Origin of the sequence: Marinobacter sp. EhC06, from assembly GCF_001650915.1 — a bacterium.
Taxonomy (GTDB): domain Bacteria; phylum Pseudomonadota; class Gammaproteobacteria; order Pseudomonadales; family Oleiphilaceae; genus Marinobacter.
The window spans coordinates 143,083-158,970 of sequence record NZ_LXYO01000023.1; the positions used below are offsets into that span (position 1 = coordinate 143,083).

The window sequence follows — 15,888 nt, forward strand, 5'->3', positions numbered from 1 at the left end:
ATATCCTCCTCAGTTGACCAGCGATTCGGCGATGCGCTCGGCGGTACCGAGAGCGGCGGAGGTCATGATGTCCAGATTGCCTGCATAGGCCGGCAGGTAGTGGGCCGCGCCCTCCACTTCCAGGAAGATGGAAGTCTTCAGGCCGCTGAAGCGACCCAGGCCTGGAACGTTCATGGGCTGGTCTTCGGGGATGTCATCAAACTGCACTTTCTGCTTCAGGCGGTAGCCTGGCACATAGCTGTTTACGGCCTGGACCATTTCTTCCACCGAGGCCTCCACTTCAGCCTTGTCTGCGGCGTCGGAGAGCACGTACACGGTATCGCGCATCAGGAGGGGCGGCTCGGCCGGGTTCAGGATGATGATGGCCTTGCCCTTCTGGGCACCGCCCACCACCTCAATGGCCCGGGACGTGGTTTCGGTAAACTCGTCGATATTGGCGCGGGTACCGGGGCCGGCGGACTTCGAGGAAATCGAGGCAACGATTTCGGCGTAGTGGGCCTTGGCCACTCGTGAAACCGCCGCAACCATGGGAATGGTGGCCTGGCCGCCGCAGGTAACCATGTTGACGTTGCCTTCCTGAAGCTGCTGCTCAAGGTTCACCACCGGCACGCAGTAGGGGCCGATCGCCGCAGGCGTCATATCAATAATCTTGATGCTCTCCTTGTGGCCGCGCAGAAAAACCTCGTTGTGCATGTGGGCCTTTGCGGAGGTTGCATCGAATACAATGTCGATGTCGGCGAATTCCGGCATCTTCACCAGTCCATCCACCCCTTCGTGGGTGGTGGCCACGCCCATCCGGGCAGCACGGGCCAGACCGTCCGATTCCGGATCGATCCCGACCATGGCGCCCATTTCAATGTTCTTGCCATTGCGCAGAATCTTGATCATCAGGTCGGTGCCGATGTTGCCCGAGCCGATGATGGCTGCCTTTATTTTCTTGCTCATAGCCTAGTCCTCGTTGTTCTTTTCAATCAGGCGAAACGCACCGAGGCGCTACCGATGCCACCGATATCGACCCGCATATAATCACCGGCCTTGACCGGCTCCAGTGGCACCAGAGAACCGGAAAGGATGACCTCCCCTGCCCTCAGGGAAATACCGAACTCGCCCAGAGTATTGGCCAGCCAGGTCACGCAATTCACCGGGGAACCGAGTGCTGCCGCTCCGGCTCCGGCACTGAGAACACTGCCGTTCTTCTCCACCACCATGCCGCAAGTCACCAGATCCACCTTGCGCGGAGACACCGCCTGATCCCCCAGAACAAACAAACCACAGGAGGCGTTGTCGGCAATGGTGTCCTGGATGGCGATCTTCCAGTCCTGGATGCGGGAATCGACGATTTCGAAACAGGGCATCACACACTCGGTTGCCGCCAGCACATCTGCATTTGTGATCCCTGGTCCGGTCAGATCCTTTTTCAGGATGAAGGCAATTTCGCCCTCCGCCCGGGGGGCAATCAGCCGATCACTGATGGGCATCACCTCGCCACTGTTGAACACCATGTCGTCGGTGAGATACCCGAAATCCGGCTGGTGTACGTTCAGCATGTTCTGCACCGCCTTGCTGGTTACACCGATCTTCTTGCCAATGATGGAGGCCCCATCGGCAAGACGACGCTCCAGCATGCGCAGAGAAATGTGGTAGGCATCGTCGATACTGATTTCTTGACCACGACTGGTCAGCGGCGCGACTGCCTCCCGGCTCAACATGGCCTGGTATAACTCGTCGCCAAGCGCCTGAATTTTTGACTGTTCCATTAATTACCTCCGGTGGCGGCCTGGTCGGCTTCGCTCAGGAAATCGTTGACCAGTCGTGCAAAACGGCTGGCATGTTCAATTTGTGTCCAGTGTCCGCAACGTCCAAAAACATGAAGCTGGGCCCGGTTGATCAGTTCGGCCAGCTTCAGTGACGCCTCCAGCGGGATCACTTCATCCTCGCGGCCATGGAGTATCAGGGTTTCGTGGGGTAGCGCCCGAATGTCCTCTTCCTTGCTCGCAAGGTTGTCGACCCAACGCTGGCGCGGCGCCGGGAACATGGCGGAAAACGACTCCTGGAAACCTGGACGAACACTGGCCTGGTAACGCATCTGTGCCAGCTCTTCGGTCAGCAGACTCTTGTCGTAGGCGAACACATCCATCAGCCGGCGCATGGTGTCCAGCGAGGGCTCGTAACCCCAGACTTCATCCAGACCCTGGGTGATCGGAAAGCTCACGCCCACCGACCCCATCAGCACCAGCCGACGCACCCTTTGCGGATGTTCAATGGCCAGGGCAAGGGCCAGTCCGCCGCCGAACGAGTTACCCACGAGATCAACCTGTTCCAGGCCCAACTCGTCCAGAACGCCAATTGCGTGCTTCACCCAGCGTTCCCGGTTGTAGGTTTGGTCCGCAGGCCGCTCGCTGTATCCAAAACCAAGCATGTCTGGCGCAATCACGCGCCGATTTCGAGCCAGCTCAGGCATCACCAGTCGCCAATTGGCCCAGGCTGTAACGCCTGGACCTGACCCGTGAATCATCATGACCGGAAATCCCTCTCCCAGGTCGTGCAGGTTGGTGCTGTAGCCAGCGGCGTTAATCTCTCGCCCGATTTCCGGACTCTCTACAGGTGCGTTCATGGCTGCCTCACAGTTTCACGCAGATGTTCTTCATCTCGGTGTAGAACTCCAGCGAATGAACGCCACCCTCGCGGCCAACACCCGATTGTTTGCTCCCGCCGAAGGGGGTCCGAAGGTCCCGCAGGAACCAGCTATTCACCCAGATAATGCCCGCCTCAATCTGGCCAGCAACGCGGTGCGCACGGGTGATGTTTTCGCTCCAGATCGCAGAGGCCAGCCCGTACGGCAGGCTGTTGGCCAGCTCAATGGCCTCCTCTTCGGTGTCGAAGGGGCGAATGTGGCAACAGGGGCCGAAGATTTCGTCCGTCACCACCGCCGAGTCGTCCGCGAGACCGGTCCAGATGGTCGGCTCAACCCAGGCGCCGCCCGCCAGCTCTGCAGGCATGTCCGGAACACCGCCGCCGGTGACCACGGTAGCGCCGTCATCAACCGCTTTCTGGTAGTAGGAGAGGACTTTCTCACGGTGCTTGAGACTCACCAGTGGCCCAAGGTTGGCGTCGGCATCATCGGGGGGACCGATCTTCAGGCCCTCCGCCGCTTCCTTCAGACGGCCGACGAACTCGTCGAAGATCGAACGCTCAACGTAGACCCGCTCCGTACCCAGGCAGACCTGACCACAGTTCGCGAAGGCGGAACGCATGGTGCCCTCAATCGCCTTTTCCATGTCGCAGTCTGCGAATACCAGACCGGCATTCTTGCCTCCCAGCTCCAGGGAAATGTCGCGGATACCTTTAGCAGCGGCCTTCATAATGACCTCGCCAGTACCGGTCTCGCCGGTGAAGGTAAAGCCGTCTACCTGTGGATGCTCGGTCAGATACGCACCGGCAGAATCACCGCCGAAGCCATGCACCACGTTGTAGACACCGTCCGGAACGCCGGCCTCTTTCATCACCTCGCCCAAAAGGGCTGTGGTGGTCGGTGTCTCTTCCGACGGCTTGACCACCACCGTGTTGCCGCAGGCCAGGGCCGGTCCGACCTTCCAGGTCATCAGCAGCAAAGGCAGGTTCCAGGGACTGATGACGCCAATGACGCCTTTCGGACGACGGACCGCATAGTTCAGGGCACCGGTACCATCCGGAGTCGGCATTTCAAAGGATTCGGTGGGCACGTTCTTGATCATGTCCGCGAACACTTTGAAGTTGGCGGCCCCCCGGGGGATGTCGATATGGCTGGCCAGAGATTTCGGCTTGCCGGTATCGAGACACTCTGCCTCCAGGAACTCATCAAAACGGGCGTTGATACCATCCGCCACTTTGTGAAGGATGGCGGTACGCTGTTCCAGGGTCATTTTGCCCCAGGGACCCCGCAGCGCGGCCCTTGCCGCCTTCACTGCTGCGTCCACCTCTTCCCGGCCAGCTTCGTGAACCTTGCTGATCACTTTGCCGTTCGCAGGATTAACGTTGTCGAACAGCCTGCCACTGGCCGAACCAACGTACTGCCCATTGATGTAGTGTTTGATGTCTTTCATTGCTGCTAAATCCTGTTGCGCCAGTGTCGGTTGTCAGGTCAGTACCGTCAGGAACCGTTCGTTCAATACCCGGTCGTGGTAGAAGATGGCCTTGCCCAGTTGCTCTGCCTGCCAGGTAACCGGCTTGTGATCGGGGTAGTTGTAATCTCCGCCACAGAACACTTCGTTGCGGTTGCCGGAAGGATCGAAGAAATAGATCGTCTTGCCATGGGTCAGGCCATGCCGCGTGGGACCGATATCAATGGAGGTGTCGGTCATAGAGATCAGATCGGCCGCCCTGAGCACGTCTTCCCAGGTTTCCAGGTAGAACGAAGCGTGGTGGAACTTGCCTTTCTCTTCATGATGAATAAAGGCAATGTCATGAGCCTTGGTGGACAGAGTGAGGAACTGCGCGATTCGGGTTCCGTCGCCGTCGAGCACCTGTTCGGCCAGATAGAATCCGAGTACGTTAACGAACAGGTCGTAGGTGGCAGCCAACTCTGGCCCATAAAGAAGGCAGTGGTCGAAGCGGACCGCTTTCATGCCATCCAGGCCACGCGGCCAGGCTTCCGGGTTGACTTCGGTAATGCCCCATTTGCCGGTGTACTTCTTGTCAGCGTAAAGTTCGAACGTGTGACCCGAGGGGGCGTTGAACCGAACCCGCCGACCGCAATCTTTCAGTTCCCCTTCCGGAACCTGTTCAACCTCCACGCCATGATCTGCCAGATCTTTTTCGAGTTGCTGCAGGGAGGCTTCATCCACCACCTTGAAGGCCATAAAGTCCATGCCAGGCTCCTCAGCAGGTCGGAGCACAACCGAGAACTTGTCCACCTCCGTCCAGGCTTTCAGATACACGCGACCGTGATCGTCCCGGTCGGTTTCAATCAGACCCAGAAGGTCTGTGTAGTGTTTGAGGGCCTCATCCATATCGAGTACGCGGATCTGGACGTGGCCGGGACGCATTACACCTTTTTTCATGACAGTTACCTCAACGCTCTTGTTGTTGTTTGCTCGCTCGTTTCGCCCGGCGCGGATGGCTCCAGGCACTCAATAGTCAGATCGGTGACCGGATAGACCCGGCAGGCCAGGACCTCCCCTTGCTCAATGGCTTCCGGCGGTGCGTGTGCGCGGCTCATCTTTCCGCACTCGTATTCACCCTCGACCACCCGGATCTTGCAGAAGCCGCAGCCACCGCCACGGCAGCCGACGGGCACGCACTTCACACCCCATTGCTCCATCGCTTTGAGAACGCTTTGCCCTTCAGTGCAAGTAAAGCTGTCCCCGGTTGTCCGGTTGGTTACCTGACATCCGATACCCATGGCGCACCTCCGGTTATATCTTCTTGAACAGAGCCGAACGCTGGGTGTCTTCCGCCCCGTCCGCCGCTGTCAGGAACTTCTCCATAAAGATGTCACGCTCGAACAGCCGCCCCTGCATCAGTGCCGTGATAGCCGCATCAATCATCGGAGGGGGGCCACACAGGTAGGCCTTGTTGCCAGCAAAACGGCCATCGAAATGGGCTTTGGCTGCGTCATGGACATAGCCACGGAAACCCTGCCATTCAGAGTCTTCTTCCGCCTGACTGAGAGCCGGTACATAGGTGAAGTTGTCGTGATCGCGATCCAGAGCCTCGAATAACTCCCGGTTGTAGAGCTCGGCAAGGTTTCTGGCGCCCTGGAACAGGACAATCTTGCGTTCGTCGTTCTGTGCCAGAAGATCCAGGATCATCGATTGGGGGCTGGACAACCCTGAACCGCCAGCGATGAAGATCAGGTCGCCAGGCTGGGAACTGCGCACGAAGAACTGGCCGTAGGGGCCTGAAAGATTCAGCGCATCACCGGTTTTCAGTTGTTCGTGGATGTAGGTAGTGGCAGCCCCGCCCTCAACGAGACGAACATGCAGCTCCACTTCATCGGCTTTGCCGGGTGGATTAGCCAGAGAGAATGCCCGGGCGCCATCGACACCAGGCAACTCGATATTGATGTACTGGCCCGCCTGGAACGTCATGGGGCGGTCCAGCTTCAAATGCACACCTCTGATGGTTGGAGAAAGCTCCACGATGTCCGTCACAGTGGCGGTATAGTCCTCAACCGGGTAGCCCTCGAAATCCGGATCCACATCGATATCCGCTTCGATGGTGACATCGCTTTCAACAGTGGCGCAGCAGGCCAATACCTTGCCCTCGTCACGTTCGATATCCATCAGGGCGAAGGGCGAGGCGTCACCAATTTCGACATCACCTTCCAGTACCTGGACCTTGCAGGTGGCGCAGGTGCCATGCCCGCAGGCAAACGGCAACCAGACACCCTGGCGCAGTGCGGCTTGAAGGATGGTCTGCCCATCCTCCACTTCAATCTGCTCGCCTATGGGCTCGATCGTTACGGTGTGACTCATGGCGCTTACCTCAGGATGCAGAGCCGGCAATGCCGTTCAGTTCTGGAGTGATCACAGTCAGCATGCTCTTGTGGTCAATGCCACTGCTCTTAAGGGTGGCCGATGGGTCCGGCGTGAAAGGCTCGCCGTTGAGTTGCCACTGGGCGTCCAGGAATCTGGCTCTGGCCGAGTCCGGGTGAGCCTCGACCGCCGGCTTCAGCACCTCCTCGATGAAGGCTCCAAAGGTCATGTCTGGCTGCACCAGGAAGGCAAACGGTGAGCAGTACATCAGATGGCGGGGCCAGTAGAGATACAGCAACTGCATGCCATGAAAGTTCTCTACCTTGTCCCGGGGTTCAAACTTGTAATCGTATAAAGCGTTCACACTCATGATGGTCACCTTGTTGTTTTTGTGGGGGGGAAACGCCCGGTGCCGATGACATCGGGCGAATCCCGGATCAGGCTGCGTCTTGCTTGGCGCTCTCGGTCTTCTCCTCGGATGACTTGCCCTTTATGGCGAGCCAGCGCTTCTGGTCCGGGGACCCCACATAGTCGAAATTGTCTTCGCCGATATTGATGTGGTAGTACTTCGAAACCACCGTCTCGACGTCGCCGCCTTCACAGTTGCCCTGGTAGATCTGGTGCACCGGCAGCCATGCCTGGACGTATTTCTCGGGCTCGTTCTTGAAGATGTCGCAGCATCCGTCCGAGCAGAAGTGATAACGTTCGCCCTCATGCTCGATCTGGCGGTGGCTGAGCATGCTCGGATCGTCTTTTTCGGTGAAAATGGTCGGGATCTGGCACACCTGACACAGCTGGGGCAGCGTGTTGTTGTAAAAGCGGCGGCCTTCGGCGTGCTCTTTCGCCCAATGCTCGAAGCGCGGACGGTAGTACTTGTCGAAGGTGTCCGGGTACTTCTCGGACAGCCAGTCCAGCTCTTCCTTTTCAGGCATCCAGGTGTGGAAGTTGGTGGCATGGCCGTACTGGTAGAAGGTGGCCCAGGCCTGATGGCTTACATGGTTCTTCGCGTCATTGGCGATGTCCTGGTACTTGGGCGGACGAATGCCATAACGCTCCAGGTCCTTGAACAGCGCGCCCCCGTTCTGCTCGTAGTAAACCTCCCAGGCTTCCGCCCAGGACATGACCTTGTTCGGCAGCATGTAGTCCATCATCATCCCCACCAGGCTCAGCAGGCGGAAACCACGCCAGAACCACTTGTCGATCCACTGCTGGACGATGGGCACGTTGTCTTCGTGCTGCTCCAGAATGAACTTGATCACCTCAAGACCAAGAGTCATGTGCCGGGCTTCGTCTGACTGGGCGGAGAAACCGAAGGTAACGGTTGCCATATCGCCGTTGTAGGCAGCGCCGGACATGAACGGCACGAACAAAAGGTTCGTCAGCACATACTCGAACGAGAATGAAATCGCCGTCAGGAACTCGAACGGGCCGGCAGAGCGAGCGTCGTCAAAGAACGACTTCGGCACAGAGAGGAACCACACCCGGTCGTGCATGTGCGCCGCATCATGCAACCCGTTGAAGTGTTTGTTGTAGTGGCTCATCGCGTGCTGCTGGGTCTGGGAATGACGCAGCTCGTCAATGGCCTGCATCTGACAGGCGACCCGCGCACCGGCACCGCTGAACTGGCGGCCAACCTTGGCATAACCCTGGTACGCCGCATGCTCCAGCGGCGACACACCACTGAGAAACAGCTTCAGCGCGTTGACGTAACGGGCATCTGAAATGTTCTGGTGACCATTGTTCTGGGCGAACGCATCAAAAATCGCGTACAGCTTCTTCTCTTTCTCGGCCTGGTACTTCCAGTAGGCATCCATGGTCAGCCGGAACGGATCCTCCCACTGGGACCAGTCGGTAATCTTGATGCCTTCGAACCGCTCGTCCGGGTAGATGTCTTCTTTCTTCTGGTAGGTCGGCTCCCAGGACATATCCCGGGTCAGGTACTGGTACTTGTCTTTCAGGTTCAATTTCTTGTTTTTAACAGCCATGATAGGTCTCCCGATTAGTTCCACTGAAGAATGAAGTGGTCATCGTCTTCATCGACATTGCCGCCGATACTGATTACATCGATGAGCATTTCCTGAACGTCCCAGTCCCGGCCAAGCTTTTCTTCCATTGTTTCCCGGTTGATGACCAGGCGCTTCTCGGCCTGGATCCGGATCATTGCTGGCTGGTGCTGGAGCTCCGCTTCCGGGTTGTCCTCCATAATGGCTTCCGCCAGATACCGGGCGTTGTCGTTGTCCTGAAAGGCAATGAATACGAGCTGGCTCATGCGGATACTCCCTGGCTCTGCAAACCACATTTCTTGAGACGGGTGGCGAGTTCGGCGCGAGCTTCGTCTAGCGCGTCAATGCCAGCTGAGGCTTGCGCCAATGGTTTCAGGGCGTTGTAGGCCTGGGGCTCCCAGTGATCGATCCACTTCTGAAGCAGTTCACGGTTGTCGTCGCTTTCACCCGCAACAACTTTCAGCATGGCGTTGGTCCAGCGAAGCGACTCCTTGTACCAGTCGCGCATGAACTCGGTGAGCATGGAGACATCCTCCGCACCCTGGCTCTCGAACCAGGTGTCGATCTTGTCGTAGACCAGGGGGTACATCAGGCCGTCCATGAGGATGTTCTGAACCAGGGTCAGCTCGAACCAGTCATCAATCACCAGGGAGTCTTCGACCAGTTTGCGCATGGGCTGCCAGAGCTCGTCATCCATCCAGTAGCCCTTGGATTCATCGAGTCCAGCACCGGTGCTGCCGTCAATCATCAGGGCAATCCGGGAGAGGTACTGGCCAATTCCCAGTCGATCCATCCCGGTGTAGATATGCATCTGGGAGACAGTTGTGGCGGTCGCATCACCGGCGATCTTGCTGTTATTCATGTTGGCACCAAGCTCAACATGACGCAGGGGCACCAGCAGGCGTAGTAGCTGTTTCTGGGTTTCCTGGGGAAGGCGGGTCAGCAGATTACGCTTCTCGCAGAAACCAAAGCTGGTCTCGGCCGCCTCCTGCATCTTGGCTCGATTGCCTACATAGGCGCCGTAATAGAACTGGCGCGGATCGGTAACCGCATACCAGTCTTCCATGCGGATCGCGGTGCGCGTCGGATCGTTCAGGGTATGCTCGGAATCCCATTGCGGCCGATAGTGGAAGTTGGTCTTGGCCTCAATGTCGTAACTGGCTTCCTGATAGCGGGTTGCCGGCTTGTCGCCAAAGCGACGGGCAATGTGGCCATAGGTGTGGCGGATAGGTTCCACCGAATTGGTCTTGATTTCGATACTCATATCAACCTTACCGTCTTGTTGTTGTGAATATGGATGCTGATGCGCTTCGCTCAGTAACGCTGCCCACGCTCCCCGAAGCGCCACTTGACCATGTCTTCATCGATCTCGCGGATCATCTCGGAGTCCATGTGGACCACCTTGTTGTGCCTGCAGAAGATTTCGAAGGCCTCGCGGGGAAGAACGAGTTCAACGAACAGCTCCGGGTAACCAATGGCGAAGTCGAATTCCACGAACTTGTCGCCCGGCTCACTCCGCACCCGGATGTATCGCGTCAGCTCGTCGAAGGATTTGATGTCGTTCTGGGTCGTCATTCTTTGCCCCATTGTCTTTGTTGTTGGCTGGTGAGAGAGGAGCAACGGGTGTGCCAAACCCTGAGCGGGCGACAATCAAAGTTTTCAAGCTACTGTTTTAATTAGCTTTATTTTGTTATTCGGAGTGGCAGGCAAGGATATTTCAGGGAACACAACGAGGGTTGGTACGGGCGGATTTTCACTATTTGATCAACTTGGGAAAGCCATCTCAGCAAATGCTCAGATGCACAGAAAATCATCAGAACAATGGCCAGATTTTTATCATTTGATTGATTTTTGACTTTCATCAGGTGTTATATAGAGCAGCAATTTCGTGCCCGCACTCGGACTCTCAACCAGGGCACAACCCCAACCCCACACAACAACAAACGGGGCTCCTGACATGGCAATCAGCTACAAGCCACAGCTGCAATACGTGGACTTTCAGGATCTTACGGAACAGATCCGGTTTCAAAGCACGGAAGGCAAAATCTGGTTTGGCGAACAGCGGATGCTCCTCATGCAGGTCTCCGCCATGGCTGCATTCCGCCGCGAGATGGTCAATACCATCGGCATTGAGCGGGCAAAAGGGTTTTTCCTGCGCCTTGGCTATCAGTCCGGACTTCGGGATGCAGAACTTGCCCGCAAGCTTCGCCCGCACTGCAGCGAACTGGACATATTCCTGGCCGGGCCCCAGCTCCATTCTCTGAAGGGCATGGTGAAAGTCATCCCGATTGAGATTGATATCGATCAGGACACGGGGGGCTTTTACGGGGAACTTGACTGGTTTGACTCTTTCGAGGTGGAGATCTGTCAGACCGAACTCGGCCAGATGGACGAGCCTGCCTGCTGGTCGCTGCTCGGCTATGCCTGCGCATATACCTCCTCGTTTATGGGACGCCAGATCATTTTCAAGGAGGTCACCTGCCGGGGCTGCGGCGACGAGAAATGCCACATTGTCGGGAAACCGGCCGAAGAGTGGGAAGACTCAGAGGAGTTCATCAAATACTTCAAAGCAGATCCCATGATCGAAGAGCTCTACGACTTGCAGTCTCAGGTGAGCTCACTTCGCAGTAGCCTTGAGAATCAACAGGGGCAGTATTACGGCATTGGCCAGTCCGCTTCTTATAACAAGGTCTGCAAGATGATCGACAAGGCCGCCATGGGCAAGGTCTCGGTCCTCCTTCTGGGTGAAACCGGCGTCGGCAAAGAGGTCATCGCCAGAAGCGTCCACCTCCGCAGCGAGCGGGCGGAGCAGCCATTTGTCGCCGTGAACTGTGCAGCCATACCTCCCGACCTGATTGAAGCCGAACTCTTTGGTGTCGAAAAGGGGGCCTACACCGGCGCGAATCAGTCACGTCCGGGCCGCTTCGAGCGGGCTAACGGTGGCACCATTTTTCTGGATGAAGTGGTCGAACTTACGGCTCGAGCGCAGGCCACGCTGTTAAGGGTACTGCAGGAAGGTGAACTCGAACGGGTGGGTGACAATCGCACCCGCTCGGTCAATGTTCGTGTGATTGCTGCCACGAACGAAAGCCTCGCCGAAGCCGTTGAATCCGGTAAGTTCCGCGCGGATCTGTACTACCGACTGAATGTGTTCCCGGTAAAAATCCCACCCCTTCGGGACCGGCTGGAAGATCTGCCTCTACTGGTGGAGCATTTTCTAAAGAAGTTCCATTCGGAATACAACAAAAGAACCCTGGGTCTTTCGGACAAGGCACTGGCTCTGTGTATGAATTATCGTTGGCCCGGGAATATTCGAGAGCTTGAAAATGTGATCGAGCGGGGCGTGATTCTTACTGATAACAACGAATCTATCAGTCAGGAATCCTTGTTCGCCGTCTTCCCGGACAATCATTCGGAAAAACCCCATGAAGTCGTGGATGGCGAGGGTCATGTGGTACACGAAGGTTCGCCAGGAAATTCCGGGGGCTGGGCGGATCAGATTCTGGGCGACTCCATCAGTCTGGATGAAGTTGAAGAGACACTCATGCGCCGCGCCATGGAGCAGGCCAACCAAAATGTCTCTGGTGCTGCACGCATACTCGGACTTACCCGCCCGGCCCTGGCCTACCGGCTTAAAAAATCCGGCATCCTCGCCGAAAACTGAAAGCAAACCCCATCGGGCAACAGGGATGTTGCGACGACCGAATCCCACCTTATGAAATAAGCAATCCGCCTCTTGGTTTGATCATTTGATTAAAATCAAACTTTTCTATCGGCCTGATAGCGCGTCCAAACGACCAGTTAAATTCTGAATTAATTATTTATTTTCAGATAGTTAAAAAAGCCTTAAAGGACATGGCATACCGGTTGCTCTCTCACCGTCAGTCGCTTTTTCACAAAAACAAAGACGGTGACAGAAAATGCAAAATACCCCTCTGCGCTCATGGCGCACTGTCGGTACAGCGATCGCAATAGCCAGTAGTTCATCGCTGCTGCTGACGGGTTGCGAAGCGCCCCTCAATCTCGAGGCGGTACGCCAGGTTTCCGAACAATCCTCCAAGCGCACAGACTTCTACCAGTCCATGGTCCGGAACGATCAGGTCATTGTCGTTACTGGCAACGACGGTGTACTGCTTACCAGCCGGGATAACGGCGAAACCTGGAAGAGACAGGCACTTAATTCCACAGCAAGCTTTTTGGCTCTGGATGTCTGCCCGGACAACTCATTTATCGGACTGACCTTCGACAACCAGGTATGGCAAGGCAATGTCCAGGGAAGCCTCTGGACCCCGCACCCGTTGCCGAGCCAGGAACAAATGTTGACCGTGGCTTGTGCCCCTGACGGAAGTTGGTGGGCAGCAGGCAGCTTTACCACCATCCAGTACAGCTCTGATCTGGGCCAGAACTGGGATGAAACCTCTCTTTACGAAGACGCCATCATCAACAACCTGCAGTTCATTAACGAGGATCAGGCCATCGCCACCGGCGAGTACGGCATGGTGCTTCGCAGCGATGATGGTGGCTTTAACTGGGATTACGCCGGTTATCTGCCGGATGAGTTCTACGCCCATACCAGCTACTTCCGCTCCATGGAGGAGGGCTGGGTTGGCGGCCTGAACGGGTTCATCTACCACACCACAGACGGCGGTGAGAGCTGGGAGCAGATGCCCACTGAGACCAATGCTCCGGTATTCGGTTTCATCCCCGGCAGCTCCGAACTCTATGCGGTTGCCGACAATGCCACCGTTCTTCAGTTGCAGGGGCCCGCCTGGAAAAAAATCTCGGAATCTGACCAGCCGCTGTATCTGCGAACCGGCCTGCTCATGCCCGAGCAAAGACTGCTTGTTGCCGGAGGTCGTGGCCTACTTTTCGACCTTGAACTTCCTGCGGCGAACGCCGCCAGCAAAGACTGAGGATATCAACCATGCCCGGATTGCATCGTTTCACACATCTGCTGCATCTGCTGGAAGTGTGGATATTCAACAACCCTCGCAAGGTGCTTTCAGTGATCGCGATACTGACACTGATCTTCGCCCTGCGTATCCCAGGCCTGAAAATCTACACGGATTTCGCGGATCTTTTGCCTCAGCAACACCCTTACATCCAGCTGCATAACAGCATCAAGGACAGTTTCGGTGGTGCCAATGTTCTTGTGGTCGGGGTCGAGTTTTCCGACGGTGATATCTTCACTAACGACAACCTGGCCAGAATCGATCGAATCACCCAGGCGGTCGACAGCCTGCCGGGCGTCAACCACAACCTGGTTTCCAGCGTCACCCACCGCAATTCCCGGAAAATCTGGCTGACGGAAGTCGGCAGCATCAACTCCGAGCCCTATTACGACTCTACCAGCGGCGAATATTCCCAGCAGGCACTGGATGCCATGCGAGCCGATGTAGCCGCCAATCCGCGGGTTTACGGGCCGCTGGTTTCCCCCGATCTGAAGATGGCGCTGGTCAAGGCGCAGCTCATTGAAGGCAAACTGGATTACGAAGCAACCTTTGCCCAACTTCAGGAACTGCGCGCCAATGAGGCTGGCGAGGGTGTCACCATCTACGCCACCGGTCAGCCGGTGCTGGTGGGCTGGGCCTACACCTACATGGACCAGATCCTTCAGATCTTCATTTTCACGGTGCTGACCATGTTGGCACTACTCATCTTCCACTTCCGTAAAGCGTACGGTGTGCTAATCCCCCTTGGAGGCGTTCTCATCTCCACCGTGTGGGGACTTGGGATTATCAGTGTACTCGGCTACAACCTGGACCCCTTAGGTCTGGTAATCCCCTTTTTGATTGCAGCGCGAGCCATGAGCCACGGTGTGCAACTGGTCGAGCGCTACTATGCAGAAACCCTGGTACTGGGTAGCGGCCCGAAGGCCGCAAAAGCAACCTTCGACAGCCTTTTCCGGCCAGGCTCTCTGGGGGTCGTCTCTGACGCTATTGGCCTGTCGTTGATCGCCATTGGCTCGATCCCCCTGAACACCCATCTTGGCATCTACGCGTCACTCTGGGCGATCACCGTTGTATTTACCGTCCTGATCGGTGTTCCGTTGCTGCTTTCGATCCTGCCCACACCGAAAAACCCGGAAATTCGCGAAACGGCTTTACGCCACATCGGTGCCAGCTGCTCTCAAACCGTCACACGGCCAGGTGCTGCTCGGATCATTCTGGCGGTAGCTGCCATCTCCATGCTGGGTGGTTTGCTGGCTGCCTCCAATGTACAGATTGGTGATTCCGAGCCCGGCTCGCCGATCCTTTACCCCGACCACGATTACAACATCTCTTCCCGCGTAGTTAACGACCGTTTCCCGGGTTCCGAGGAGCTCTACATTGTTGCCGAAACCAGTGAAAAAGGCGGACTAAAGCGTCCCGAGGTGCTTGAGGCCCTGTCTGATCTTCAGGCCCATATGCTGCTGGACCCGGAAGTGGGCGGCAGCAAGGGATTACCCGACCTGGTCAAGCAGGTGAATCGTTTGATGCACAACGATGACCCCCGCTGGTACCAGATTCCCCACGATGCCGGCTACGTGGGCGGGTTGATGTTCACGTACATGGCATCGAGTCCGGTGCCTGGCGCTCTGGATGAGTTCAACGACACCGACGATCGTGTCGCCAACCTGGTGTTCTATTACAAGGACCGTCAGGGCGAAACCATCCGTCGGGCGATTCATATGGCCAAGGAATGGATCGCTGAAAACGGAGACAGCGTTGAAGGCCTGACCATTCGACTGGCGGGCGGCACGCTTGGTGTGGCAGCTGCCATGAACGAATCAGCCTTTGAAACCAATGTGATCGTTCTGCCACTGGTCTTTCTGCTCATCTTTGCCTTCGTGATGCTGTTCTACACCTCCTGGCACGCCGGTCTGATGATGCTCCTGGCAATGCTGTTCGCCACCACCCTTACCTACGCCTACATGGGCCTGAATGGCCTGAGCATCGACATCAATACCGTACCGGTCATCGCTGTGGGAATCGGCGTAGGCATCGATTATTCGATCTACATGATGGACCGCATTCGCGAGGAAATGGCCAAGTGTGGGGACCTGCGCGAATCCGTCAGACGTGCCATTTCAACCACGGGCATGGCCATCAGTTTTACCGCACTGACCCTGATGGCCGGGATCATCATGTGGGTCATCTTCTCCAATCTTCGATTCCAGTCAGATGCTGCGCTGCTGCTGTGCGTGATGATCGTCATCAACGGCATGGCCGCCATGCTGCTGGTGCCTTCCTGGGTACTGGCCTTCAAACCGCGATTCATCACCGACGTCTACGCCGATGAAGACGGAATCCTGCATTCGGACCACAAGGAAACGAAATCAGCTCCATCCCCTGTGTTGGATTCAAGACAGGACGATGGGTTTGTGACGGGAGCGCCGTACCGGGCCTGAACCCGGTACCAAGCCCCACTAAAACCTGTAACGAGGACAT

General features: G+C 56.7%; 15 protein-coding genes. 3 read left to right on the top strand and 12 right to left on the bottom strand.

Annotated elements, in window-relative coordinates; translation table 11 throughout:
- Positions 1 to 9: 9 nt before the first annotated feature.
- From A8B84_RS10665 to A8B84_RS10720, 12 genes are all read right to left on the bottom strand, one after another.
- On the bottom strand, positions 10 to 945 hold the full coding sequence (locus A8B84_RS10665) for an acetaldehyde dehydrogenase (acetylating) (RefSeq protein WP_062783127.1): 936 nt from the start codon (positions 943 to 945) through the stop codon (positions 10 to 12).
- A 26-nt stretch (positions 946 to 971) separates the two neighbouring features.
- Entirely contained in the window at positions 972 to 1,757 is a 786-nt protein-coding gene (dmpE, locus tag A8B84_RS10670) for a 2-oxopent-4-enoate hydratase (protein ID WP_014579149.1), read from the bottom strand.
- Positions 1,757 to 2,614: an alpha/beta fold hydrolase gene (locus A8B84_RS10675; RefSeq protein WP_064229176.1), complete on the bottom strand. Its 858-nt coding sequence runs from the start codon at positions 2,612 to 2,614 to the stop codon at positions 1,757 to 1,759. Before A8B84_RS10675 ends, dmpE begins: the two co-directional genes overlap by 1 nt.
- 7 nt (positions 2,615 to 2,621) lie before the next feature.
- Positions 2,622 to 4,082: a 2-hydroxymuconic semialdehyde dehydrogenase gene (locus A8B84_RS10680; RefSeq protein WP_064229177.1), complete on the bottom strand. Its 1,461-nt coding sequence runs from the start codon at positions 4,080 to 4,082 to the stop codon at positions 2,622 to 2,624.
- A 33-nt stretch (positions 4,083 to 4,115) separates the two neighbouring features.
- Positions 4,116 to 5,039 (bottom strand): catechol 2,3-dioxygenase, encoded by a 924-nt coding sequence (locus A8B84_RS10685; protein WP_064229178.1) that lies wholly within the window; start codon positions 5,037 to 5,039, stop codon positions 4,116 to 4,118.
- Positions 5,040 to 5,044: 5 nt separating this feature from the next.
- On the bottom strand, positions 5,045 to 5,380 hold the full coding sequence (locus tag A8B84_RS10690; RefSeq protein WP_064229179.1) for a 2Fe-2S iron-sulfur cluster-binding protein: 336 nt from the start codon (positions 5,378 to 5,380) through the stop codon (positions 5,045 to 5,047).
- Positions 5,381 to 5,393: 13 nt separating this feature from the next.
- On the bottom strand, positions 5,394 to 6,455 hold the full coding sequence (locus tag A8B84_RS10695) for an NADH:ubiquinone reductase (Na(+)-transporting) subunit F (protein WP_062783135.1): 1,062 nt from the start codon (positions 6,453 to 6,455) through the stop codon (positions 5,394 to 5,396).
- 10 nt (positions 6,456 to 6,465) lie between these two features.
- Complete coding sequence (locus tag A8B84_RS10700) at positions 6,466 to 6,825, bottom strand: phenol hydroxylase subunit P4 (RefSeq protein WP_064229180.1); 360 nt, start codon at positions 6,823 to 6,825, stop codon at positions 6,466 to 6,468.
- Between the two features lie 67 nt (positions 6,826 to 6,892).
- A complete protein-coding gene (locus tag A8B84_RS10705) occupies positions 6,893 to 8,440 on the bottom strand; it encodes an aromatic/alkene/methane monooxygenase hydroxylase/oxygenase subunit alpha (protein ID WP_014579142.1) in 1,548 nt (515 codons plus the stop codon).
- A 14-nt stretch (positions 8,441 to 8,454) separates the two neighbouring features.
- Positions 8,455 to 8,724, bottom strand: coding sequence for an MmoB/DmpM family protein (locus tag A8B84_RS10710; protein ID WP_014579141.1), 270 nt, complete (start codon positions 8,722 to 8,724; stop codon positions 8,455 to 8,457).
- Positions 8,721 to 9,722 (bottom strand): aromatic/alkene monooxygenase hydroxylase subunit beta, encoded by a 1,002-nt coding sequence (locus A8B84_RS10715; protein ID WP_014579140.1) that lies wholly within the window; start codon positions 9,720 to 9,722, stop codon positions 8,721 to 8,723. The genes A8B84_RS10710 and A8B84_RS10715 overlap by 4 nt, the downstream gene beginning before the upstream one ends.
- Before the next feature lie 50 nt (positions 9,723 to 9,772).
- Complete coding sequence (locus tag A8B84_RS10720; RefSeq protein ID WP_014579139.1) at positions 9,773 to 10,033, bottom strand: phenol hydroxylase subunit; 261 nt, start codon at positions 10,031 to 10,033, stop codon at positions 9,773 to 9,775.
- A 382-nt stretch (positions 10,034 to 10,415) separates the two neighbouring features.
- Here A8B84_RS10720 and A8B84_RS10725 point away from each other — a divergent pair, with 382 nt between their 5' ends.
- The 3 genes from A8B84_RS10725 to A8B84_RS10735 all read left to right on the top strand — a co-directional run bounded on the left by A8B84_RS10725 (position 10,416) and on the right by A8B84_RS10735 (position 15,848).
- Positions 10,416 to 12,122, top strand: coding sequence for a sigma-54-dependent Fis family transcriptional regulator (locus tag A8B84_RS10725; protein ID WP_064229181.1), 1,707 nt, complete (start codon positions 10,416 to 10,418; stop codon positions 12,120 to 12,122).
- 256 nt (positions 12,123 to 12,378) lie between these two features.
- Positions 12,379 to 13,371 (top strand): WD40/YVTN/BNR-like repeat-containing protein, encoded by a 993-nt coding sequence (locus tag A8B84_RS10730; protein ID WP_064229182.1) that lies wholly within the window; start codon positions 12,379 to 12,381, stop codon positions 13,369 to 13,371.
- Between the two features lie 11 nt (positions 13,372 to 13,382).
- Positions 13,383 to 15,848, top strand: coding sequence for an efflux RND transporter permease subunit (locus A8B84_RS10735; protein ID WP_064229183.1), 2,466 nt, complete (start codon positions 13,383 to 13,385; stop codon positions 15,846 to 15,848).
- Positions 15,849 to 15,888 lie beyond the last annotated feature (40 nt).

Excerpts from the sequence above, each read along its gene's own strand:
- A8B84_RS10675 (WP_064229176.1), bottom strand. The coding sequence starts at position 2,614 with ATGAACGCACCTGTAGAGAGTCCGGAAATCGGGCGAGAGATTAACGCC.
- A8B84_RS10720 (WP_014579139.1), bottom strand. The coding sequence starts at position 10,033 with ATGACGACCCAGAACGACATCAAATCCTTCGACGAGCTGACGCGATAC.
- A8B84_RS10690 (WP_064229179.1), bottom strand. The coding sequence starts at position 5,380 with ATGGGTATCGGATGTCAGGTAACCAACCGGACAACCGGGGACAGCTTT.
- A8B84_RS10715 (WP_014579140.1), bottom strand. The coding sequence starts at position 9,722 with ATGAGTATCGAAATCAAGACCAATTCGGTGGAACCTATCCGCCACACC.
- A8B84_RS10730 (WP_064229182.1), top strand. The coding sequence starts at position 12,379 with ATGCAAAATACCCCTCTGCGCTCATGGCGCACTGTCGGTACAGCGATC.
- A8B84_RS10725 (WP_064229181.1), top strand. The coding sequence starts at position 10,416 with ATGGCAATCAGCTACAAGCCACAGCTGCAATACGTGGACTTTCAGGAT.
- A8B84_RS10705 (WP_014579142.1), bottom strand. The coding sequence starts at position 8,440 with ATGGCTGTTAAAAACAAGAAATTGAACCTGAAAGACAAGTACCAGTAC.
- A8B84_RS10710 (WP_014579141.1), bottom strand. The coding sequence starts at position 8,724 with ATGAGCCAGCTCGTATTCATTGCCTTTCAGGACAACGACAACGCCCGG.
- A8B84_RS10695 (WP_062783135.1), bottom strand. The coding sequence starts at position 6,455 with ATGAGTCACACCGTAACGATCGAGCCCATAGGCGAGCAGATTGAAGTG.
- A8B84_RS10735 (WP_064229183.1), top strand. The coding sequence starts at position 13,383 with ATGCCCGGATTGCATCGTTTCACACATCTGCTGCATCTGCTGGAAGTG.
- A8B84_RS10685 (WP_064229178.1), bottom strand. The coding sequence starts at position 5,039 with ATGAAAAAAGGTGTAATGCGTCCCGGCCACGTCCAGATCCGCGTACTC.
- A8B84_RS10665 (WP_062783127.1), bottom strand. The coding sequence starts at position 945 with ATGAGCAAGAAAATAAAGGCAGCCATCATCGGCTCGGGCAACATCGGC.
- A8B84_RS10700 (WP_064229180.1), bottom strand. The coding sequence starts at position 6,825 with ATGAGTGTGAACGCTTTATACGATTACAAGTTTGAACCCCGGGACAAG.
- A8B84_RS10680 (WP_064229177.1), bottom strand. The coding sequence starts at position 4,082 with ATGAAAGACATCAAACACTACATCAATGGGCAGTACGTTGGTTCGGCC.
- dmpE (WP_014579149.1), bottom strand. The coding sequence starts at position 1,757 with ATGGAACAGTCAAAAATTCAGGCGCTTGGCGACGAGTTATACCAGGCC.